Source organism: Paenibacillus sp. HGF5, from assembly GCF_000204455.1.
In the GTDB taxonomy this organism is placed as follows: Bacteria; Bacillota; Bacilli; order Paenibacillales; family Paenibacillaceae; genus Paenibacillus_AQ; species Paenibacillus_AQ lautus_A.
In genome coordinates this window covers 20,125-42,122 of the sequence record NZ_AEXS01000067.1, presented here as the reverse complement: position 1 = coordinate 42,122, position 21,998 = coordinate 20,125, and the positions used below count along the sequence as shown (strand labels likewise).

At 53.7% G+C, this 21,998-nt stretch carries 20 protein-coding genes; 14 read left to right on the top strand and 6 right to left on the bottom strand.

From position 1 onward, the window contains the following. Positions 1-145: 145 nt before the first annotated feature. Positions 146-1,303 carry a YhcN/YlaJ family sporulation lipoprotein gene (locus tag HMPREF9412_RS11260; protein WP_009591731.1) on the top strand — a complete coding sequence of 386 codons (1,158 nt, stop codon included), beginning with the start codon at positions 146-148 and terminating at the stop codon, positions 1,301-1,303. A 94-nt stretch (positions 1,304-1,397) separates the two neighbouring features. Here the strand turns inward: HMPREF9412_RS11260 and nagA are convergent, their stop codons facing one another. From nagA to HMPREF9412_RS11245, 3 genes are read right to left on the bottom strand one after another with little or no spacing between them, the layout of a single operon-like run. Continuing rightward, on the bottom strand, positions 1,398-2,585 hold the full coding sequence (gene nagA, locus HMPREF9412_RS11255) for an N-acetylglucosamine-6-phosphate deacetylase (protein WP_009591633.1): 1,188 nt from the start codon (positions 2,583-2,585) through the stop codon (positions 1,398-1,400). Further along, positions 2,582-3,310, bottom strand: coding sequence for a glucosamine-6-phosphate deaminase (gene nagB / locus HMPREF9412_RS11250; protein ID WP_009591745.1), 729 nt, complete (start codon positions 3,308-3,310; stop codon positions 2,582-2,584). The genes nagA and nagB overlap by 4 nt, the downstream gene beginning before the upstream one ends. 3 nt (positions 3,311-3,313) lie before the next feature. Then, positions 3,314-4,189, bottom strand: a complete 876-nt coding sequence (locus HMPREF9412_RS11245; RefSeq protein ID WP_009591639.1) for a MurR/RpiR family transcriptional regulator — start codon at positions 4,187-4,189, stop codon at positions 3,314-3,316. 289 nt (positions 4,190-4,478) lie between these two features. Between HMPREF9412_RS11245 and HMPREF9412_RS11240 the strand changes: the two genes are divergently transcribed. The 7 genes from HMPREF9412_RS11240 (at position 4,479) to HMPREF9412_RS11210 (ending at position 11,298) form a co-directional block, all read left to right on the top strand. Beyond that, positions 4,479-4,703 carry a helix-turn-helix domain-containing protein gene (locus tag HMPREF9412_RS11240; protein WP_006208732.1) on the top strand — a complete coding sequence of 75 codons (225 nt, stop codon included), beginning with the start codon at positions 4,479-4,481 and terminating at the stop codon, positions 4,701-4,703. Between the two features lie 279 nt (positions 4,704-4,982). After that, positions 4,983-5,255, top strand: a complete 273-nt coding sequence (locus HMPREF9412_RS11235; protein WP_009591732.1) for a hypothetical protein — start codon at positions 4,983-4,985, stop codon at positions 5,253-5,255. 178 nt (positions 5,256-5,433) lie between these two features. Beyond that, on the top strand, positions 5,434-7,227 hold the full coding sequence (locus tag HMPREF9412_RS11230; protein ID WP_009591601.1) for a cache domain-containing sensor histidine kinase: 1,794 nt from the start codon (positions 5,434-5,436) through the stop codon (positions 7,225-7,227). Then, positions 7,202-7,987, top strand: a complete 786-nt coding sequence (locus HMPREF9412_RS11225; RefSeq protein ID WP_009591687.1) for a response regulator transcription factor — start codon at positions 7,202-7,204, stop codon at positions 7,985-7,987. Before HMPREF9412_RS11230 ends, HMPREF9412_RS11225 begins: the two co-directional genes overlap by 26 nt. 115 nt (positions 7,988-8,102) lie before the next feature. After that, positions 8,103-9,422, top strand: coding sequence for an extracellular solute-binding protein (locus tag HMPREF9412_RS11220; protein ID WP_009591727.1), 1,320 nt, complete (start codon positions 8,103-8,105; stop codon positions 9,420-9,422). A 96-nt stretch (positions 9,423-9,518) separates the two neighbouring features. Next, complete coding sequence (locus HMPREF9412_RS11215) at positions 9,519-10,400, top strand: carbohydrate ABC transporter permease (protein WP_009591638.1); 882 nt, start codon at positions 9,519-9,521, stop codon at positions 10,398-10,400. Positions 10,401-10,413: 13 nt separating this feature from the next. After that, positions 10,414-11,298 (top strand): carbohydrate ABC transporter permease, encoded by an 885-nt coding sequence (locus tag HMPREF9412_RS11210; RefSeq protein ID WP_009591597.1) that lies wholly within the window; start codon positions 10,414-10,416, stop codon positions 11,296-11,298. A gap of 196 nt (positions 11,299-11,494) precedes the next feature. Here HMPREF9412_RS11210 and HMPREF9412_RS11205 read toward each other — a convergent pair whose 3' ends face one another. The 3 genes from HMPREF9412_RS11205 to HMPREF9412_RS11195 are packed head-to-tail and all read right to left on the bottom strand — an operon-like array spanning position 11,495 to position 13,825. After that, positions 11,495-12,880: a nucleoside recognition domain-containing protein gene (locus HMPREF9412_RS11205; RefSeq protein ID WP_009591592.1), complete on the bottom strand. Its 1,386-nt coding sequence runs from the start codon at positions 12,878-12,880 to the stop codon at positions 11,495-11,497. Then, complete coding sequence (locus HMPREF9412_RS11200; RefSeq protein WP_009591632.1) at positions 12,831-13,577, bottom strand: FeoB small GTPase domain-containing protein; 747 nt, start codon at positions 13,575-13,577, stop codon at positions 12,831-12,833. Before HMPREF9412_RS11200 ends, HMPREF9412_RS11205 begins: the two co-directional genes overlap by 50 nt. Next, a complete protein-coding gene (locus HMPREF9412_RS11195) occupies positions 13,574-13,825 on the bottom strand; it encodes a FeoA family protein (protein WP_009591622.1) in 252 nt (83 codons plus the stop codon). Before HMPREF9412_RS11195 ends, HMPREF9412_RS11200 begins: the two co-directional genes overlap by 4 nt. Positions 13,826-14,068: 243 nt before the next feature. On the opposite strand from HMPREF9412_RS11195, the gene HMPREF9412_RS11190 reads away from it, so the two are divergent. The 6 genes from HMPREF9412_RS11190 to glgD all read left to right on the top strand — a co-directional run bounded on the left by HMPREF9412_RS11190 (position 14,069) and on the right by glgD (position 21,968). Continuing rightward, positions 14,069-15,115: a flavin-containing monooxygenase gene (locus HMPREF9412_RS11190; RefSeq protein WP_036671936.1), complete on the top strand. Its 1,047-nt coding sequence runs from the start codon at positions 14,069-14,071 to the stop codon at positions 15,113-15,115. A gap of 4 nt (positions 15,116-15,119) precedes the next feature. After that, positions 15,120-15,425, top strand: a complete 306-nt coding sequence (locus HMPREF9412_RS11185) for an ArsR/SmtB family transcription factor (protein WP_009591630.1) — start codon at positions 15,120-15,122, stop codon at positions 15,423-15,425. A gap of 372 nt (positions 15,426-15,797) precedes the next feature. Next, positions 15,798-17,525 carry a proline--tRNA ligase gene (locus HMPREF9412_RS11180; protein ID WP_009591720.1) on the top strand — a complete coding sequence of 576 codons (1,728 nt, stop codon included), beginning with the start codon at positions 15,798-15,800 and terminating at the stop codon, positions 17,523-17,525. Positions 17,526-18,205: 680 nt separating this feature from the next. Beyond that, complete coding sequence (locus HMPREF9412_RS11175) at positions 18,206-19,228, top strand: MBL fold metallo-hydrolase (RefSeq protein ID WP_009591749.1); 1,023 nt, start codon at positions 18,206-18,208, stop codon at positions 19,226-19,228. A 441-nt stretch (positions 19,229-19,669) separates the two neighbouring features. After that, a complete protein-coding gene (locus tag HMPREF9412_RS11170) occupies positions 19,670-20,851 on the top strand; it encodes a glucose-1-phosphate adenylyltransferase (protein WP_009591653.1) in 1,182 nt (393 codons plus the stop codon). A 13-nt stretch (positions 20,852-20,864) separates the two neighbouring features. After that, positions 20,865-21,968, top strand: a complete 1,104-nt coding sequence (gene glgD, locus HMPREF9412_RS11165) for a glucose-1-phosphate adenylyltransferase subunit GlgD (protein ID WP_009591739.1) — start codon at positions 20,865-20,867, stop codon at positions 21,966-21,968. Positions 21,969-21,998: the final 30 nt, after the last annotated feature.

Sequence of the window (21,998 nt, the reverse complement as noted above, 5' to 3'; positions counted from 1 at the left end):
GCCGATGATTCCATCGGCGATTTTTTGTGCATAAATGGCCTGTAGCGTATTTTTCTCCATGTTAAAACCTTTCAGCATACCACTTCTGCCGCAAGGTCATCCTATACGATGTTAACACACTCATTATAGAGATGGAGGATGAATCATGATTAAATCCAAGGCCCTCAACCTGACCGTCTCCGCGGCATTACTGCTTAGTATGGCTGCAGTAGCAGGATGCGGTAACGCCAATGACGGTAACACGACACGTACGAACAATGTGGACGGTGGCCGTGTCGGTGTGAAATCCGTGCGTAATAATAACCTGCACGTGCGAAACACGCAGCAGCATGACCTGACGAACCTGAAGTACAGCAAAACGCTGTCCAAAAAAGTGTCAGATATCAGCGGTGTGGGACCTGCACATGTTTTCGTGACGAATCACACTGCGTATGTTTCGCTGTCCAAAGATGGCGCAAACACCAACAGTATTGACGGGCATGTCACAGGCTTGAGCACTCCAAACCGTTATACAGACGGCCGGACGACGACAGGCATGAACAGAACAAATGTTAGGAACCGTACGTTCGGAACTTCGAGCACGGGCAGTGTGGGCCTACTGAACAACATGGCTAGGGGTACAGAACGTGTCGTGGGAAATACCACGCGTGCTGTAGAAAACACAACAGGGCTTGGTCGCACGGCTGATAACCGTGGCTTCGGTGTAAATGGAACGACAACCCATGGCGGATTTGGGGGCAGCAATTATAATACGTTAAACGGAACACGTACGAATGGACTTATGGGTACTAACGGCACACGTACTGATGGACTTATGGGAACGCGCACTGATGGACTTATGGGTGGTACACGCACTGATGGACTTATGGGTACTGACGGTTTACGAACCAACAGCCTTACAGGAACTAGGGGAACGACTAATAACACCTATATGGGAACAGGCATCAATGGCGTTCCTTATGGAACTTACAACAATAACAACATGGGTATGATGAGTACTCGTGAAGAGGTTCCTCAGCATGTTCATAATGAAATAACGAACAAAATTCGCAAAACCGCTCCACATATCAGTCAAGTATATGTTTCCGCAGATGAAGGATTTTATCAGCATGCCCGTCGTTTTGGAACGGATGGTCGTGCAGCGAACACGGTTGGTACGCTTTCGCGCGATTTCGGCACATGGATTAACCGCGTATTCCCGCTTCATGTTGGCGGCCGTGACGGAATGAACGATACCCGCGGCAACCTGATGAAGAATGATACGGATGACGGTTGGTTTGGCGGCAATCGTAACAGCCGGTAAAACCCTTATACCAAAAGGAGCTGCCCATTAGGATTGAAGTCATCCTAACTAAGGCAGCTCCTTTGCTTATTTGCAATGGTGTTAAGGTAGCGGATTAATGCTTGCGTTGTCCTTGAATCCAAACGCCTTGCAGCTCCAGGTCGCTGGAGAGCACCAGGACGTCGGCAAGTTTGCCGGACTCAAGGGATCCGGTGCGATTATCGATGCCGATTTTTCTGGCGGGATTGAGGCTTCCGACCCGGGAGGCCTGCTCAATGCTCAAACCGACCTCTCGGACCAGCTGCTGGAATCCTTTGATCATCGTCAGCGTACTGCCAGCCAAGCTATCCCTGTTGCTCTTGAGCGTGGCGATGCCGTTCTCGACAACGACTGGCAAATCGCCAATCGTATATTCGCCGTCAGCCATTCCGGTAGCGGACATCGCATCGGTGATCAGAATCAGGTTGCCGTCCTGTTTCATGCGGGCCAGAATCGAAATGGCAGCCGGGTGAACATGGATGCCGTCGGCGATGATTTCGCAGCTTAGGCGATCATCGCCCAGCATCGCACCCACCACGCCAGGCTTGCGGTGATGCAGTCCTGTCATCGCATTAAACGTATGCACGCCATGGCTCAGTCCTGCCTCAACGGCGGCCTCCACTTCCTCGTAGGTGGCATCCGTATGACCCAGTGCGGCCACGATCCCGTGGCTGCTGAGCCAGGAGATGGCCTCCAGCGCCCCTTCGCGCTCCGGTGCCAGGGTCACCTGGCGGATCAGATCCGGGTATGTGGACACCCATTCTTCCAGCCAGTCGATATTGGCATGGACGATATGCTCCGGATTTTGTGCACCTGGCCATTTCGGACTGATAAAAGGGCCTTCCAGATGTGCGCCTGCCAGTTTGGTATAGGGCATGCCTTGGCTGCGGTACTCGTTAACTTCCCGAAGCACGTGGTCGATGGCTGCCTTCGGCGCCGTCATCGTGGTGGCGAGCATGGACGTGGTTCCCTGGGAGCTGTGGAACGACGTGATTTTATCCAGGACATCCTTGCTTGCATCCATGAAATCTTCGCCGTTGCCGCCGTGCACGTGGATATCAATAAATCCTGGAATAATGTAGCCGTCGGGTTGGTTGATCACTTCCCCTGCAGCCTGCTTAAGCTCGGCGGGGAGCCCGGAAACATCGCCGGCGTAAGCAATGTCCTCTCCTTGGATCGCCAGCACGCCGTCTGCACAGAAGCCGTCCGGCGTCAAGACTTGACCGTACAACAATTGGACCGAATTTTTGCGTTCGCTGCTCATACCAGCAGTCTCCCTGCGCCTTGATCCAGAAGGACGACCACGTTCGGATGACATTGAAGCAGCGATGCCGGACACTCTGTGGTAATCGGCCCCGTCAATGCGCGGTGTACGATTTCCGCTTTATCCTCTCCTCGAACGAGCAGGAGAATTTGGCGGGCTTTCATGATGGTGGCAACGCCCATGGTAATCGCGTGGGTCGGGACATCGTCCAGGGTCGGGAAGAATCTTGCATTGGCGTTACGTGTTTTCTCTTGCAGCTCAACCACATGGGTACCGCCGCTTAAGGATTCGCCAGGCTCGTTGAAACCGATATGTCCGTTATGTCCAAGGCCGAGGAGCTGAAGATCAACCGGGCCGTATTCTTCGAGCATTTTGTCGTAATTCAGGCATTCTGCTTCCGGATCGGCAGCATTGCCGTTCGGCACATGGGTGCGATCCATCTGGATGTCGACATGATTGAAGAACTTCTCATTCATGAAAGTGCGGTAGCTCTCGGGATGATTCTCCGGAAGACCTACATATTCGTCCAAATTATACGTCGTGGTTTGGGCGAAGCTGACCAGCCCCTGACGGTTCATTTCAATCAGCTTGGCATAGAGCCCGACCGGCGTGCTTCCCGTAGCCAATCCAAGCGTGGCGCGCGGATTGGTGTGCAGCAGGCTGGAAATCAGGTTAGCGCCTGTTTGCACGAATTGTTCTTCGTCGCGGAATGTGTAAATATTCATTGGTTATTGTCCTCCTCGGCTTTTGCGATAATTTTGAACATTAAGATATGATTGCTCCAGACGGGGGACATACGTGGAGAAGTCCCGGCTGGCCATTCCCATGAATAGGATGTCTATAATGTGAAGCTGAGCGATACGCGAAGCCATATCACCCCGGCGCATTCCTTCCTCGAGCGACGATGAATACAGCGTAATATCCGCGAGGGCGGAGATCGCGCTGCTCCGGTAAGAGGTGATGCTGATCGTGAAGGCGCCGGCGTCTTTGGCACAGGCCAATGCATCGATGGTTTCCGGCGTTTCGCCGGAGTAAGAAACGGCAACGGCCACATCGCTTGAGGTCAGTGTGGAGGCTGACGTGATCTGCATATGGGAATCCGCAAAAGCGGTGCAGTTTTTTCCGATCCGGATCAGCTTCTGGTAAAAGTCCTGCGCCACGATGGAAGAGGTCGCCACGCCGTACAGATCAATGCGTTTCGCGCGGCACAGGGCATCCACGGCACGCTCCAGCTGACCCAAATCAAGCAACTGCGTCGTATCCCGGATGGAAGTCAGATGATTGGACTCGATCGCCTCGACGATCCCGGCCAGCGGGTTGCCCGCCACGATATCCTGATAGCGCGTGTTTCCCGTCCGCGAGGCCATTTCGGCATGAGCGATCTCGGCCGCAAGCTTGAGCTTAAAATCAGGATACCCCTTACACTGAAAATTCTTACAAAAACGGGTTACGGTGGCAGCGCTGACCTCGCACTGATCGGCAAGATCCTTAATGCCCATATGCACAATCTCGGATGGAGCTGTCAAAATGAACTCCGCAAGCCGTCGTTCCTGACGGGGCAGACCTTCCTTTTCGACAGAAATAATATGCAAGATTGGTGTCATCACAAGCCTCCTTCAAGGTTCCCGGTGAGCTTATTGCCTGGGCATAACGAATGGGATTCCATTCTGAAAATTATTTTTAAAAATATGAAAAATTTAAGAAAATAATTTTTACACCCCCATCATAGACCAACAAGCGGTGGGAAGCAAGGATAAAAATCGCCAATACAGGCCAAACGCCCAATTTATTCGCCTCTTTCGCACCTTCCCCCTTGATCTGACATAAGATGAGTTGACTGTATCCCTTAACCTTGTTAGATCACACATACCCGGGCAAGGAGGGGTGACACCATTGAAGGGGACCGACCATAACAGCAAGTTCTTGTTAACCCACCGTGAACGCGAAGTGTTTGAATTGCTTGTGCAGGACAAAACGACTCGCGATATCGCCGGGCAGTTGTTTATTAGCGAAAAGACGGTGCGTAACCACATCTCCAATGTCATGCAGAAATTAAACGTCAAGGGCCGTTCGCAAGCTGTCGTTGAGTTGATAAAACTCGGTGAGTTGAAGATCTGACACCATGCCGGTTGCATGAACGAAAGCACAGCGAAAGCCTTCCTTCCCGTTTGTTCGGGAGTGAGAAGGCTTTTTTGTGTTTTGGCTCCAAGAAACCGGTTATCGATGGTGACGGACAATAAGCAGGAACCTCTATTAACAATGAAGATATGGTAAAATGTTTGCAGTTGGTATTGGAGGCAATGACGATCGTTTGGGTCGATCTTGGAATGCAAACCTGCATTTCGTTTTGTAGCTGTTTTGTACAAATAGCCTGCACATGTCGGAGGTGGAATAAACATGGGATGGATGATCGGGATTACGGCCGGCACCGTTTTGGTCCTCTTGGTATTGATTGGGTTTGGACGCAAGCGAAGCAGCGGAAGAAAGGGCAATGTCATCCAGCTGAAATCCAAAACACGATCGAGCAGCGGGCAGCGTGGACAAGCATGCAGCAAATGCCGCCGCAAGCGCCCGCTGACCTTTTATGCGGATGATTCCGGTGCCGTAAGAGGGCTGTGCACCGATTGCAAAAAGGAGCTGGGACGACATCAGGAATTGTATCCCGTATAGCGGAAGTTTCCGCGGTATATAAGAGGAAGTGCGAGGGAAAACTAACCTGCCCGCACTTCCTCTTTTTTAGTAATAAAGTACATATGGCTTCCGCCCCTGCAGATGAGCGAGGACTCCCTAACTTCTTCAAGATTGTGTATAGTGAATTACAGTTCCAAGCGAAAGGGAGGGTAAGAACGTGAACAGGTTTGGCAGGCTGAATACGCTGCGGAATCAAATCTTCCTCGGGTTTATGCTGGTGATGATCATCGTGTTGGCATTAGTCGGGGTTTTTGTATATGACCAGGTTTCCGCCCTTCTGCGCAACAGTGCCGAGAAGCATATCCAGCAGACGGCCGTACAGGCCACGGGCAAGCTGGATGCGCTGCTTAAGCAGGTGGATACGCTGACGGCCCAAGTGTCCACGAACGCAACGGTTCAGCGTTATCTCGCGCAGGAGACCGCAGGTCATCCGATTACGTTCGGAGAGCGGCAGTCCCTGCAGCAGGAGGTTCGCAAGTATGAGGCATACGCTACGGGCATCCGGTCGCTAGAATTGTATACTACGGATTATCGGCGGCTGTTTCCGCTCGACGAAGGCAGTTTGACCAGCCGGGTCGGGGTCGATTGGATTATAGCGGCTGACAAGGGCATGGGGAAGCTGGTATGGTTCGGTCAGGATCCCCGGGATCCCGACGTAGTGGTAGCGGTACGACGAATCCGGTTGATCGACCATTCTTTTATGCATGGCGGGTACCTGCTCGTGAAGCTGGAGAAGGATTATTTTGCGCTGACGGATTCCGCGGGCGGCATGGGCAGCGATTCGCGTGAAACAATGGGGCTGTTTGATCAGGCGGGCCATGAAATCTCGTCGGATTTTGCGACGGCGGTGGATTCGAAGGCGGTTCTGCACCGCGAAGGAGAGACCGTTACGGTCGGCGACGAGGACTATATCGCCGTACAGAGGCAGTCTGCGGCAACGGGCTGGAATTTGGTCATCCTGACGCCAGTAGACTATACGACCGAAGGGATATCGGTGCTGCGGACCGCGATTATCGTATCCGGAGCCGTCGGTGCGCTGCTGTTTCTGATCTTGAGCTTTATTCTGACGACGATGATTATCCGGCCGATCCTGAATTTGATCAAAGCCATGCGCGGCGTGAGGCTGGGAACGCTGAAGCCCATTGCCGTCACCTCGAAGACGATGGAGATCAATGAGCTTAACAATTCGTATAACCAGATGGTGGATTCCCTGAACGAATTAATCGAGGTCGTGTATCAGAAGGAGATCATTCAGAGCCGGACGGAGCTTAAAGCGCTGCAGGCGCAGATCAATCCGCACTTTCTTTTTAACACCTTGGAAGCGTTTTACTGGGCGCTCGACGATCAAGGCGAAGAAGAACTGGCCCAGATCGTGGTCGCCATGTCGGGATTATTCCGCTACGTCATCAACCGCAAAGACGAGGATGAATGGGTATCGGTGCGGGACGAGCTGGATCATGCCGAACGTTATTTGATGATTATGAAAATGCGGATGCTCGACCGGTTATCCTGGAGAATCGAGGCGGACGAAGCCAGCAAGAACGTGCCGATTCCGAAGCTGCTGATCCAGCCGATCGTGGAAAATGCGATCCTGCACGGCGTCGAGCAGCGACTGGGGCCGGGCACCGTCATTGTGCGCGCGCAAGCCTCCGATCAACCGGGTTACACGGTTGTTTCGATTGCCGACGATGGGCCCGGGATGGACGAGGAGACCGTAGCCTCGTTATATTCCTCCATGGAAAAAGGGTATGCGGAATCCGCTAAAAAAAGCGGTGTCGGCATAGCCAATGTCGAGCAGAGAATCCGGCTGTATTACGCTTCCGAGCAGGCCGGCCTGCGCATACACAGCGTGGTCGGTCAGGGGACGACCATTTCATTTCAAATACCGAACGATTTCCCGGCTATCGACGGGGAGGGGGAAAAGCATGAAAACGATACTGATCGTGGATGATGAACCAAGAACGAGGGAAGGGGTAAGAAAGACCCTGGAGGCGTGGTCGTCCGGCCGATGCAAAATCGTGACGGCTACAAGCGGCGTAGAGGCGCTGGAGTGGTTGCAGGAGCAGGTGGCGCATCTGGTGGTAACGGATATCCGCATGCCGGAAATCGGGGGGCTGGAGCTGATTGAGCGATTGCATGAACTGGAGCATCCTCCAGTCATTATCGTCATATCCGGCTACTCGGAGTTTGACTATGCCCGCAAAGCGCTGCAATACGGGGTCGTGGATTATCTGCTGAAGCCGCTGGATAAGCGGAAGCTGGTAACCGCGGTTGAATCGGCGCTGGAACGGCGGGAAAAGATCGATCGGATTGAGCGGATGGAGAAACTGGTCGACCCCAAGCTGCTGGAGGCGGCGCAGCAGGATAAGGGCTACAGCGTCCAGGTGCAGGAAGCGCTGAAGTACGTGGATCAGCATCTGCAGGAGCCGGTATCGCTGAAGGAAGTGGCGGAGGTGCTTCATCTGAATTCCAGTTATTTCAGCGTGCTGTTCAAAGAGCAGACCGGGCTCACGTTCAGCGAGTATTTGACGCGCCGCAGGGTGCAGCGGGCCAAGGAGCTGCTGGCGGGGACGCCGCTGCCGATCTCGGAAATTGCGGAGAGGGTCGGATACCAGACGGCGAAATATTTCGTGAAAGTGTTCCGGGACCTTGAGGAAGTAAGCCCGAGCCAATATCGCCAGAGCGTATCCGATAACGGAGAGGAAATCTAATAAAAGTGGAATTAGTCCCAATCATTATGACCTTATACAAACTTCCCCTCACTGATAAAATTTGATTAAAGCGGTTTCATAACGCGAACAGCATACTAGAAAAGGGGTTGTAAACGTGTTCAATAAAAAATGGACGGTTCTGCTTTTGACATTGTGTCTCGCTCTGGTTGCAGCCGGCTGCGGATCGAACAGCAGCAGCACGGGGGAATCTGGCAGCGGCGGCAGCGAAGGCGATAAAGTTACGGTAAACTTCATGCACTTGTGGCCGGCGGGCGTCTCTGCGGGACAGAACAAAATCGTGAATCAGATCATCGAAGAATATCAAAAAGAGAATCCAAACGTGACGATCAAACAGGAAGTTCTGGATAATGAGCAATACAAAAACAAACTGAAGGTGCTTTCCGCATCGAACGAGCTTCCGGACGTAGGCGTGACCTGGGCAGCCGGATTCCTGAAGCCGTACGTGGAAGGAAACCTGTTTGCACCGGTCGACGATTTGCTGGACGGCCAGCTGGGCGACAAGTTCGTGGCGGGCACGACCGAGGCTTATGCGATTGACGGCAAAACGTATGCGCTTCCACTCGAGTTCAATATCGCTCCGGTTTACTACAACAAGGCGATATTCGAACAACACAACCTGGAGATTCCGCAAACCTACGAAGAATTCAAGACGGTCGTGAAAACGCTGTCCGATAACGGAATTGCTCCAATCGCGCTCGGCAACAAGGATCGCTGGACCGGTTCGCTCTGGTACATGTATCTGGCAGACCGGATCGGCGGACAAGAAACGCTGGCCGGTGCAATCAGCGGCTCGGGCTCGTTTAAGGACGAATCGCTTGTCAAGGCAGCCGCCGAAGTTCAATCGCTGGTCGATGGCAACGCGTTTGTCAAAGGCTTCAACGGCTTGTCCAACGAGGAAGCGAAGTCGGAATTCCTGAACGGCAAAGCGGCCATGTACATGATGGGTACCTGGGAACTGCCGAACTTCACGACGAATGAAGAGATTCCGCAAGAATTCCGCGACAGCGTCGGATTCTTCAAATTCCCGACCGTCGAAGGCGGCAAGGGCGATATTAACAGCTGGGTAGGCGGACCGGGCGTCGGTTTGTTCATCGGCGAAAACTCGAAGGTGAAGGAAGAGTCCAAGAAATTCGTGGAGTATTTCGTGACCAAGTGGGGCGAGCAGTCGGTAACGGGTGCCGGCGTCATCCCGGCGACCAAGGTGGATACCTCGGCGCTTGAGCTTCCACAGTTGTACATCGATCTGTTCGATGAAATGAACAAAGCTAGCAGCATTACCTTGTTCGCGGATGTTCAAATGCAGGCGAATGCCGCCGAAACGCATCTGAACATGATCCAGGCGCTCTTCGGCAAAGCCGTCACACCGGATAAATTCTCCGAAGAGCATGACGCAGCGATTTCCAAAGGGAACTAAGACTCGGGACAACAATGAAACAGGATGCGATTTATCCGGCAGCGATGCCGGATAAATCGCATCCTCAAGACCATAGGAAGAAAGGAGTCGGACACTTTGGATAAAGTGATGTCCAACAAAAAAATCATCGCGCTGTATGTTCTGCCTGCACTGCTTGTGATCATGGCTGTCGTGTATATTCCGATCATGCTAACCGCTTATTACGGACTGAACGAATGGAACGGAATCGGTGCGATGACCTTTATCGGGCTGGATAATTACCAGGCCCTGCTCTCGGACGGCAAGTTCTGGGACAGTGCATGGCACTCCCTGCTGTTAGCCGTCTTCTCGGCTGCAAGCCTGATTATTTACCTGGCCGTGGCGATGGTGCTGGCCTCCAAGATCAAAGGCGCCAACCTGTTCCGCAAAATCTATCTCATTCCGATGCTGCTGTCCTCCGTTGCCATCGCGCAGCTATGGCTGCGCATCTATCACCCGACGAACGGGGTCGTGAACAGCTTCCTGGAGTCCATCGGGATCACGAACCCGCCCGCATGGCTTGCCGAGCCGTCGCTTGTATTGTTTGCATTGTTTATTCCGATTTTGTGGCAGTATGCCGGTTTTTATATCTTGATCTATTATGCAGCCTTGAAGAATATCCCGGCTTCGCTGGTTGAAGCAGCTAAAATCGATGGGGCAACCTCCTTCCAAATCGCGTTCCGAATCAAGCTTCCGCTCATCATGGAAGTGATCAAGGTGACGATCGTGCTGGCGGTGGTAGGTTCCTTGAAATACTTCGACCTCATCTTCGTCATGACGGACGGGGGGCCTAACGGCGCGAGTGAAGTGATGGCGTCCTACATGTATCATACGGCTTTCCGCGCTTATGATTTCGGTTACGGCAGCGCGATCGGGTTCTTCCTGCTTGTGATCTGTCTGATCGTAACGTGGGTCATTCGGAAATTAACGGCATCGAAAGAAACGATCCAATATTCATAAGGAGGGATGCTTCATGATATCCGGAGCCACAGGACAGCTCCAAGAAGGGCGCGCCCGTTCCGGAAACGGAGCGGGAGGCAAGATCGGATACGCGCTGTTGTACATCGTGCTGATCGGCGTAGCCGTATTCCAGCTGTTCCCGCTCGTATGGCTGCTGCTGTTCTCTTTGAAAAACAATCAGGAAGTATTCGATCTTCCGCCTCTGTCCCTTCCGATGAATCCACGTTGGGAGAATTACGAGAAGGTATGGAGTGCCGGCAACATCAGCGTTTATTTTCTGAACAGCGTGTGGATCACCGTTGTCGCGACTGCGCTTACGGTCATTCTGGGAAGTCTCGTCACCTTCGCGATTACGAGAATGAAATGGAAGGGCAGCTCTTTCGTGCTCGGGTTGTTTATGGTGGCCATGATGATTCCGGTTCACTCCACCTTGATCCCGCTGTTCAGCATTTTTAATAAGGTCGGTTTGACCGATCATCCGGTTTCTTTGATATTGTCGTACGTGGCTTTCAATATGCCGATCACGATCATGATTCTGCTCGGATTCTATTACACGCTGCCGAAGGAAGTGGAAGAGGCCGCGGTCATGGACGGCTGTTCGGTTCACCGGGTCTTCTTCCGGATCGTGCTTCCGATGACGGGCTCGGTGCTGGCGACGACAGCCATCATTAACATGATTTATAACTGGAACGAATTTATCTTCGTGAACACGTTCATCAGCTCGGATATGTTCAAGACGCTGACCGTCGGCGTCCAGAACTTTATCGGTCAATACACGACCGATTGGGGCGCTATCGGCGCAACCCTGATGATCAGCATTTTGCCGATCCTGCTGATGTTCCTTTTCCTCAGCGATCGTATCGTGGAGGGCATTGCGGCGGGTTCTGTTAAAGGTTAAGTTTCATCGAACTCATCCATATTCGGATAAAAAAAATCGAGCCGTTCCAAGGGATTTCTTGGAGCGGCTCGTTATCTATTGCATAATGATTGGCTTGCAGGGCCGCTTGCCATAAAAAAGGCATCCCAAGGTTGGATTAACCTTGCGGATGCCCCGTATATGATGAAATGAACTTCTGCCTGCTGCAGCCTGTCGTTTAAACCCATCCCAATGCCCGCGCGGCCTGGGCGACCAGGAAGGTCACGCCGATGGCGATGGCCGTCGGAATGGCAAAGGACAGGAACGTCCACTTCGCGCTTTTCGTTTCCTTCCAGATGTTGACGAGCGTGGTTCCGCAGGGGTAATGGAGCAGCGAGAACAGCATCATGTTCAGCGCGGTCAGCCAGGTCCAGCCTTGGTCCAGGAAGATTTGCTTGAGGGCAAACATATCCTCCACCTCCGTCAGGGAGCCTGTTGCCAAATATCCCATAAGCAGGATCGGCAGCACGATCTCGTTCGCGGGAAGCCCGATGATAAAGGCCATCAGAATGAAGCCGTCGAGTCCGAGCGCGCGTGCAAACGGATCAAGGAAGCTTACAAAGTGAATCAGGATGCTGGAATCCCCGACGTAGATATTGGCCAAAATCCAGGTCAGCACGCCTGCGGGCGCTGCGACGATGATGGCTCTGCGCAGGACATAAATCGTTTTGTCGAGCGTAGACCGGAGTATGGTATTCAGGATTTTCGGTTTGCGGTATGGCGGCAGCTCCAGCGTGTAGTGGGAAGGAACGCCTTTCAATGCCGTCTTCGATAATCCCCATGACACCGTAAGCGTGACAACGACGCCGATCAGCACCATGCCCATGACAACGGAGGCGGTCACGAGCGTCTGGGCTCCTCCCGAAAAGCCTGCCGCCATGAACAAGGAAGCCAGCAGGATCAAGGTCGGCCAACGACCGTTGCAGGGCACGAAGTTGTTGGTCAGAATGGCGAGCATCCGCTCCCGCGGCGATTCGATTATCCGGGTCGACATAATGGCGGCCGCATTACAGCCGAATCCCATCGCCATGGTGAGGGACTGCTTGCCGTGCGCTCCCGTTTTTTTGAACAGTCGGTCCAGATTAAAGGCTACCCGCGGCAAATAGCCGTAGTTCTCGAGCAGCGCGAAGGCCGGGAAGAAGATGGCCATGGGAGGCAGCATCACGCTGACAACCCAGGCGGTTCCCCGGAACAGCCCGAGTATCAGCACGCCATGGAGCCAATCGGGTGCGTGGATGGCCTGAAAAGCCATGGTCAGGTATCCTTCAACCCAGCCAAAGAAACTGGCCAGCATGGAAGATGGCACGTTTGCCCCGGCGATCGTCAAGTAAAAAATAACGCCGAGCATGGCCAGCATGATCGGGAATCCCCACAGCTTGGAGGTGAAGATACGGTCCAGCCGCTCGGAACGGTACAGCAGCTCCCGGTTGGTCACGGTGACGGCGTCGCTGCACAGCTCCCGGGATTTTTTGAATAACTCGCCCACGATGTCTTCCCGGACATCCTCAACCTGATCAGAAGGAATGGCCGCTGTTAGAGCTTCCAAGCGCTTTAGCTGTTCCAAGTGAAATCCCCCCTTTATCCGCGGCCTTTAATTTATCTCTCAGCGTCGCAATCAGCTTGCGGTCTCCGTCGAGAAAGCGGATGGCCAGCCATCTGGCCGGATATTCGTCTCCGACAATGTCTCGTAATTGGGACTCTAATCCCGAAATTTGCGCCTCCAGCTGTTCGTTGTATCTCATCCGGTAGGGCTTGGTCGGCGTCTGTCCCGTGGACATCAGCAGCAGCTGTTCGGACAATACGTCCAGCCCCTCGTTGTTTCTGGCCGATATGGGAATGACGGGAACGCCGAGCTGATCCGCCAGCTTGCGCGCGTTAACCTGGATTCCTTTTTTCTTCGCTTCGTCCATCAGATTCAGGCAAACGATGACGCGGTCGGTCATTTCCAGCACTTGAAGGGCCAGGTTGAGGCTGCGCTCCAGCGCGGTTGCATCCAGGACCAGAAGGGTGACGTCCGGTTTCTCGAAAATAATGTAATCGCGCGCGACTTCTTCATCGGCCGAGTTGGAGAACAAGGAGTACGTCCCGGGCAGATCGATGAACTGGAAGCGGGCGTCTTTGTATTCGTAATGGCCGCTCGCGAGACTGACCGTTTTGCCGGACCAGTTGCCGGTATGCTGCTTCAAGCCGGTGAGCGCATTGAAAAGCGTGCTTTTTCCCGTGTTCGGGTTGCCCGCCAGCGCGACGGTATACGTTCTCATGATGATATCACCTTACCCCATATTAACTGGCTCTCTTCTTTTCTTAACGCAATGACAGTGCCTGCTACTCTATAAGAGGTGGGATCTCCGAGCGGGCTGGCCTTCAGCACTTCGATGACGGAACACGGAACGAAACCGAGGTCCAGAAGCCGCCGTTTATGTTCGCCGCGGATATCCACCTGTTCAATCAAAAATCGCTCTCCGAGAGCTGCCTGATGCAGATGCTGCCGATGTTTTGTCTCATCCATAAAGTTTAACCTCTCCCTAATAAATTGGGCCGAGCATATATTGTTTCCTTGAAGCAACTTTATGCCTATAGTATGACCGAATGCGTGTATTGTCAACTGGATTCATCAGATATTTATTCCAGTTTCATGCGGATGGTCCCCATGCAGCTTCCCTTGAAACTTCCATTTTATGCTTGTAAGAGAAGCAAGATACGTGTAACATGTATATATGAGCAATTATTCATATATAAAGGGGATTCCTATATGGTTTGGGATGTTATCGTTATCGGAGCGGGACAGGCGGGATTGGCATCCGGCTATTGGCTGCAGCAGGCGGGGATGAAGTTTCTGATGCTGGATCGGGGATCGGAGGCGGGGGAGGTTTGGAAGACGCGGTATGATTCCCTGAAATTGTTCACGCCCAGAACGCATAGCGCGCTATATGGGATGGCTTTAGAGGGGGATCCGCACGAGTTCCCGGATAAAGATGAAGTGGCTTCCTATTTGAAATCCTATGCAGCACGGTTCAGGCTGCCCATTCAGTTCGCGACGAATGTAACATCGGTCCGCAAGGAAGGTGGAATGTTTATCGTCGATACCGACCGCAAAAGCTTCCAAACCAAGGCGCTTATTATCGCAACCGGACCGTTTCGGCAGCCTAGAATACCTGCGTTTGCAGCATCTGTTCCGGGGGATGTTCTCCAGCTCCACTCGTCCGAGTACAAGAGGCCTTCCCAGCTTCAAGAGGGCGATGTGCTTGTCGTTGGCGGCGGAAACAGCGGGGCCCAGATCGCGGTGGAATTGTCCGGGGACCGGGAGACGTATTTGGCGGTTGGGCAGCCGCCGCGGTATTTGCCAATGACTCTTTGGGGGAAGGGGATGTTCTGGTGGCTGGACAGGCTCGGCGTTCTCTCAGCCAGCAGTTCCTCCTGGGTGGGACGCAAGCTGAGGGGCCAGGGGGACCCGATTTTCGGATATGAATTGAAACAAGCGGTCAAGTGCGGTAAAGTGGTGTTGAAAACGAGAGCCGTTGGTGCCGGCGCTTCCGGCATGCAATTCGAGGATGGGACGGCGTTAAAGGTCCGGAACATCGTCTGGGCTACCGGCTTTGCTGCCGGTTATGATTGGCTTCATATAGAGCAAGCGTTGGATCGCAAGAAGGCACTTATTCATACACGCGGCATCAGTCCGGTGAAGGGGCTGTATTATGTAGGTTTGCCTTGGCAGACGCATCGGGGCTCCGCCCTGCTGGCAGGAGTTTCACGGGATGCCCGCGAAATCGTTCAAGCCATTATGGAGAAGAGGGGGTAAGTTTATGGAAAAAGAACACCATGAGCTGCTGCACGAAGACCAGGCCATGGAAGCGTCACGACTCCTGAAGGCCATTTCGGATCCGACGCGGATCCGGATTCTTCATTTGCTCTCACAGGAAGAATGCCCTGTCGGTCATATTGCCGAGGTGCTTGGCATGAGTCAGTCGGCGGTATCCCACCAGCTTGGCTATCTGCGCAGTTTGAGACTGGTCAAATACCGAAGGGACGGAAATATATATTATTACACGTATGAAGATGAGCATGTTATCGGGATTTTGCAGCAGGTGCTGGACCATATCGCTCATTAGAACATCCCGTCCTATCGAGGCTTGACATTCCGGCCGCACGGCTGTAATGTATTGGAAAATGAAATTCCGTGAATAACCATCATCAAGGACATGAGAATGCAAGATTCGGCGAGACAGAGAGGAAGCCCCCGGCTGAAAGGCTTCTCCCCGCCAGGCTGCATTCTTCCTACCTTGTAGTTGCCCGCCGTAACTAAGCGGCGCCGGTTTGGCCCGTTACCGCCTCATGAAGCATCTTGCTATGAGCGTCCAGACGGTCTGCAAGATGGAATCAGGGTGGTACCACGAGCACATTCGTCCCTAGGAGGCGAATGTGCTTTTTTTTGCGTGCGGCTGGTGTTATTCATGGATAGTAGAAGAAGGAGTATGAGGAAAATGCGGCAAAGCCAATTATTGATGACCACGATGCGCGATGTGCCGTCCGAGGCGGAAGCACTGAGCCATCAATGGATGCTCCGCGGCGGATATATCCGTCAAACGGCGGCAGGGATCTATTCGTACCTGCCGCTGGGCTGGCGGGTCTTGCGGAAGATCGAAGCGATCATCCGGCAGGAGATGGACTCAGCAGGCGGGCAGGAGCTTCTCATGCCCGCTGTCCAGCCCGCCGAGCTGTGGAAGGAATCGGGCAGATACGACGTATACGGCGCGGAGCTGATCAGGCTGCATGACCGCCATGACCGTGAATTCGTGCTTGGACCCACCCATGAAGAAGTGATTACGTCCATCGTACGCCAGGAGATTTCCTCGTACCGGAAGCTGCCGGTCAACCTGTACCAGATTCAGAGCAAATACCGGGATGAGCGACGCCCTCGTTTTGGCCTGCTCCGGGGCCGGGAATTCCTAATGAAGGACGCGTATTCCTTCGATCGGGACTGGGGGGGACTGGACGCCTCCTACCGGAACATGTATGAAACGTATGAGCGGATCTTTAGGCGCTGCGGTCTGATGTTCCGGGCGGTAGAAGCCGATGCCGGCGCGATTGGCGGACAAGGGGAGACCCATGAGTTCATGGCGCTGGCCGACATAGGGGAGGATACCGTTGTATCCTGCAGCGATTGCCGTTATGCGGCGAATTTGGAACGCGCGGAATCTGCGGCACCGGGAGAGCCTGCTGCCATGAGGGATTCCGTAAAAACCGGCGGCAGCTCAGCTATGGAGCGCATATTAACTCCTGGAGTGAAGAGCATTCAGGAACTGACGGATTTCCTCCAGGTCGGTGCGGAGCAATTGATGAAGACGCTGATTTACCGCGTGGACGGGGAACTGGTTGCAGTGCTTGTCCGCGGCGACAGGGAAGCGAACGAGACCAAGGTGAAGTCCTACTTGGGAGCAGAAGCTGCGGAAATGGCGAGTGCCGAAGAGGTCAAACAGGCGACAGGAGCACCTGTCGGGTTTGCGGGACCGGTTGGCTTACAACTAAAGATCGTGGTCGATCATGAGGTGGCCGCCATGGCGGAGGGCATTACCGGTGCCAATCAGGAGGACACCCATCTGAAGGGGGTCCGCCCGGGACTTGATTTCTCGCTGGAGTACGTCGGCGATTTCCGGAATGTGGCGGAAGGAGAGCCTTGCCCGCGCTGTGGAGCACCGCTGCAGTTTCATCGCGGGATTGAGCTCGGGCATGTTTTTAAGCTGGGAACCAAATATAGTGACGCCATGAACGGCAAGTACCTGGATGCCGACGGCCGGGAAAAACCGCTGATCATGGGATGCTACGGTATCGGCGTTTCCCGCGTCATGGCGGCCATTGCCGAACAGCGAATATCGGATGGACGTTTGGTCTGGCCGATGTCCGTCGCTCCGTTTAAGGTCCACATCATCCCGGTTGCGGTGAAGGATGAGACCCAGATGCAATTGGCTGAGCACATCTACCGAGAGCTAAGCGGTGCTGGTCTTGAGCCTCTATTGGACGACCGGGACGAACGGGCCGGGGTCAAGTTTAAGGATGCCGACCTTGCGGGCGCTCCGCTGCGCATCATCGTCGGGCGCGGTGCGGCTTCGGGGGAGGTTGAATGGATGGGCGAGGATGGAATCAAGATCAGTTTGCCTGTCGAGGAAGCAATCCAGCGTTCCCGCGAGGAGGCAGACCGTCAGCTGAAGTGAATGCTATGGAGCCTCTCAGTATGAGGCGAGGATTCATGAAGTTGGAGATGATGAGAAGGATGGACTAAGTTGCAGAACGAGCAATTCCCGGAGAGGGACTTCGCGAATCGAATAGAGAAAGTGCACATCTTTCAAGTCTGTAAGAACGACTTACAGGATTGATAATGGAGCGTACGCAGCTAGCTCAAGAGAACCTACAGTTTCCGTAAATGGAGAAGGCATCCCAAGGTTGTATGACCTTAGGGATGCTTTTTTGTTTATGAAGATGGTTCATTTGCTAATAAGCCATAAGGAGCCGACCAGATGTTTAACGCTTTATGATGAACAAGCATGAAGCAGCGGAGCGGACGAATCGATTCCGGAAAAGCGGCAGCGGTCGCCTTTGCCATCGGATTTTTACAGTCATTAAATACAGTGAAAAAAATCCGAGGGCAACAGCGATTGGAGGAACGATACGTACGCGCAGCGTCCTATAATGAGACATAGTAACCCGCTCACATCAATCTTTGAATCCTTGTACTAACACTGCTGCTACTCTGACACCTTATCTTTCCGTGAAACCGACACTTCGGCAAGGCGAGCAAACAAACCACCGCAGCCTTCTATACATATCCCGATTACAAGCTTATGATGAAGGAGTCGGATAATAAGTCATACTGCGGACGGAGGTTGCATCTACGATGAATCAGGAAGAGAAGGGCTCCAGCCCGGATATTCATTATATAGAAGAGCATCAGCTCAGTCAGGTAAAAATTGCACTGTCCAACCCGTTACGATGGGTGAACAGCTATGTGCTGCAGGGAGATGACGGGGTGACCGTCATCGATCCGGGGCCGCGCACGGCTTCCTCGGAGCAGGAATGGCTGGCGGCGATGGAGCAGCTGGAGATGGATTTCAGCGATATCGTCTCCATCGTGCTGACCCATCATCACCCGGACCACTACGGGCTTGCCGGGTGGTTTCAGGAACGCTCGGGAGCGAAGGTGTGGATGTCAGAGCGGGCGCATCGGGAAGCGATGCTGATGTGGGGAGCGGATTCCTCGATGGATCGTGCGCTCCCCGCGTTCTTCCGGCAGCATGGCATGCCGGAAACCAAGCTTGCCCTGCTGCCGGAGCATTTGAACAGCTTCTTTCCCCAAGTCACGCCGCAGCCGGAGATCTCGTTCATCGGGGAGGACCTGCCGTTCCGGATGGGGAACCGGATCTGGATGCCGGTGCAAACGGCCGGCCATGCTCCGGGGCATCTGTCGTTCTTCCATGCGGACAGCGGCGTCCTGTTATGCGGCGATGCCGTGCTGCCGCAAATCTCGCCTAACGTGAGCCTGGTGCCCGGCAGCGATGCCGAGCCGCTGGCGCTCTTCCTTGCAGGACTGCGCCGCCTGCGGGAACTGCATGTCCGGACGGCGTATCCCGGACACCGCCACCCGTTCACGCATTTCCGTGAACGGATCGAAGCGCTCCTCCTCCATCACGAGGAGCGCCTGACCACCATCGCCGGCATGCTGAGCGCTGCCGGACGGCTCACCGCCTACGAGGTCTGCACCGCCCTCTTCGGCGATAAGCTCGGCATCCACCAGCTGCGCTTCGCCATGTGCGAAGCGCTGGCCCATCTCGCCGAGCTGGCCCGGCGCGGAGACGCCGCGATGATCGAAACCGGGGACGGAATGTGCTATTTTTCTGTACGGAAACCGCCGCATTCCTGATATAATCAAGACATGAATAAAACCGTCTAATTGTACGTTGGCTTCCATCATGCGTAGAAAGGGCGGTTTTTTGTTTAATAGATTCAGAAGGCTACATAATGGAGCATCCGATATATTGAAGTGGCCGCTAGGCCGCTGGCGTAACGGCCGCCATCAGGATGCTTGGCAAGTGTCGTCACGGCCTTTTTTTAGTGAAGAGAAGGCAGGTGATACCCAAGATGGGGGGCCTTCCCTCATTCGAGTCAGAGTTTCTCTCTACCCCGCATATAGTTGATGTACCCTTGCTGTTTGGCAAGGCCTTCCCTCAAGCGCTTGTTTCTTTAACACTGATCACCATGATCCACTCGCCATTTTTCGTATCGAAGCGTTCCCTTGGTTCACTCTGCAATTTTCATGTTATAGGATTCGTATCTCATTAAGCCCCTCAAAGGAGAATCTGTCATGAAGAAAAAAGAAGTAGTCGCGATGCTGCTCGCAGGAGGTCAAGGCAAACGCCTGAAGGGCCTGACCAAGACGCTGGCCAAACCGGCCGTTTATTTTGGGGGTACATACCGGATCATTGATTTTCCGTTGAGTAACTGCTCCCATTCCGGAATCGACACGGTCGGGGTACTCACCCAGTATGAGCCTTTGGTTCTGCATTCCTACATTGGCGTAGGAAGCGATTGGGATATGGATCGGCTGAATGGGGGCGTTTTCGTGCTCCCGCCGCATGAACGCGAGGACGGGACGACCTGGTACCGCGGGACGGCGGATGCGATCTTCCGGAATCTCAAGTTTATCGACCAGTACGATCCCGAGCACGTTTTGATTTTGTCGGGTGATCACATCTATAAGATGGATTACGACCGCATGCTGGCTTACCACAAGGAGAAAGAGGCCGATTGCACTATCTCCGTCATCGAAGTAAGCCTGGATGAAGCGAAACGGTTCGGCATGGTGAACACGGATGAGGACTACCGGATTTTCGAGTTCGAGGAGAAGCCGGCGCATCCGAAGAGCACAACGGCTTCCATGGGCGTTTATCTGTTTCGCTGGAAGCTGCTGCGTTCGTATTTACTGCAGAATGCGGACCTTCCGGATACGAGCCATGATTTCGGCAACGACATTCTGCCGAGGATGCTCGCGGACGGCAAAACGCTGTATGCTTATCCGTTCGAAGGGTACTGGAAGGACGTCGGCACCATCGAGAGCTTGTGGGAAGCCAATATGGATCTGCTGAGCGAGCAGCCCAAGCTGGATCTGAACGATCCGCTGTGGCGCATTTACACCCGGAATCCGAATCAGCCGGCAGAGTATATTTCTCCGAACGGCGTCGTCCGGAACAGCATGATCAACGAAGGCTGCACCGTGTGCGGCGAGGTGGAGCATTCGGTCCTCTTTTATGGCGTGGAGGTGGGGGAAGGCAGCGTCATTACCGATTCCGTCATCATGCCCAAGGTACGCATCGGCAGCCATGTTCGCATACACCGGGCGATCGTGACCGAGGACATGGTCATTCAAGATCATGCCCGGATCGGTCCGCCGCCGGAAGATCCATCCCAGATTGTGCTTGTAAGCGGTCATGATGAAGACGTCCTGAAGCTGCTTCAATCGTCTTCGTCCCACAATAATCAAGGTTAGGACGGGTGCGCAGATGAGAGAACTCATGGGTATTATTAATTTGGAGCATGAACGGGATGTGCTGAGTGAATTGACGTATTACCGGTGCGGGGCCGCCGTCCCTTTCGCGGGAAGGTACCGTCTGATCGACTTTGTAATGTCCAATATGATGCACGCGGGCATTGAGGATATCGCCCTGTTCGTTCGCAGGAAATACCGCTCCTTGATGGATCATCTGGGCGAAGGCCGGCCGTGGGATATGCATCGCAAACGGGGCGGCCTGTTCATACTTCCGCCGGATTGGAACGATGAAACGGATGTGTCCGCCGGCGAGCTGCGGCATATTTATAACAATCTCGATTTTTTTGAGCGGGGGGCGGCGAAGTTTATCGTGCATTCCGGCAGCCAGCACATCAGCACGGTGGATTTGAACGAGGTGTACGAGTACCATCTGGAGCAAGGCGCCGACGTAACGCTCGTGTATACCAGGGTAAATGCACCGAGGGAGGAGCATCGTTCCTGCGCCCGCCTGGAAGTTGACGAGGACGGCATGGTCACGGACATTCATTATGAACACAAGCAGGATGCGGTATACATGGAGATGTTCGTGATGGAGAAATCGCGCTTTCTCGAGATGGCCGATCATTGCATCGCCCATGGCGGCAACAACTTTTTTCGGGATGCGATCATGCAAAACCGGCACAAGCTGAACATTGCGGGATATGAATATCTCGGATATCACGCGGTGATCAACTCGCTGGAAAGCTATTACCGCACGAGCATGAACCTCCTGAATCCGAAGGCGTATAACAGCTTGTTCCGCAAGCAGGCGGTCCACACCAAGATCAAGTACGAGGTTCCCGCCAAATACCTGAATTCGGCCGATGTAAGCAATGCGCTGGTTGCCAACGGCTGCCAGATCGACGGGGAAGTGAAGAACAGCATTCTGTTCCGCGGGGTGCAGGTGAAGCGGGGCGCAAGCATCCATAACTCCATCATTATGCAAAAATGCGTCATCGGCGAAAACGTAAGGCTCGAGAACGTCATACTCGATAAAGATGTGATCATCTCTCGCGATCATAAGCTCCAAGGCGATTTTCGCAAACCTTTTGTCATTGCCAAGGACATTTCGATCTGATCCTAAAATAAAACGATCCGTCAGGAGGAA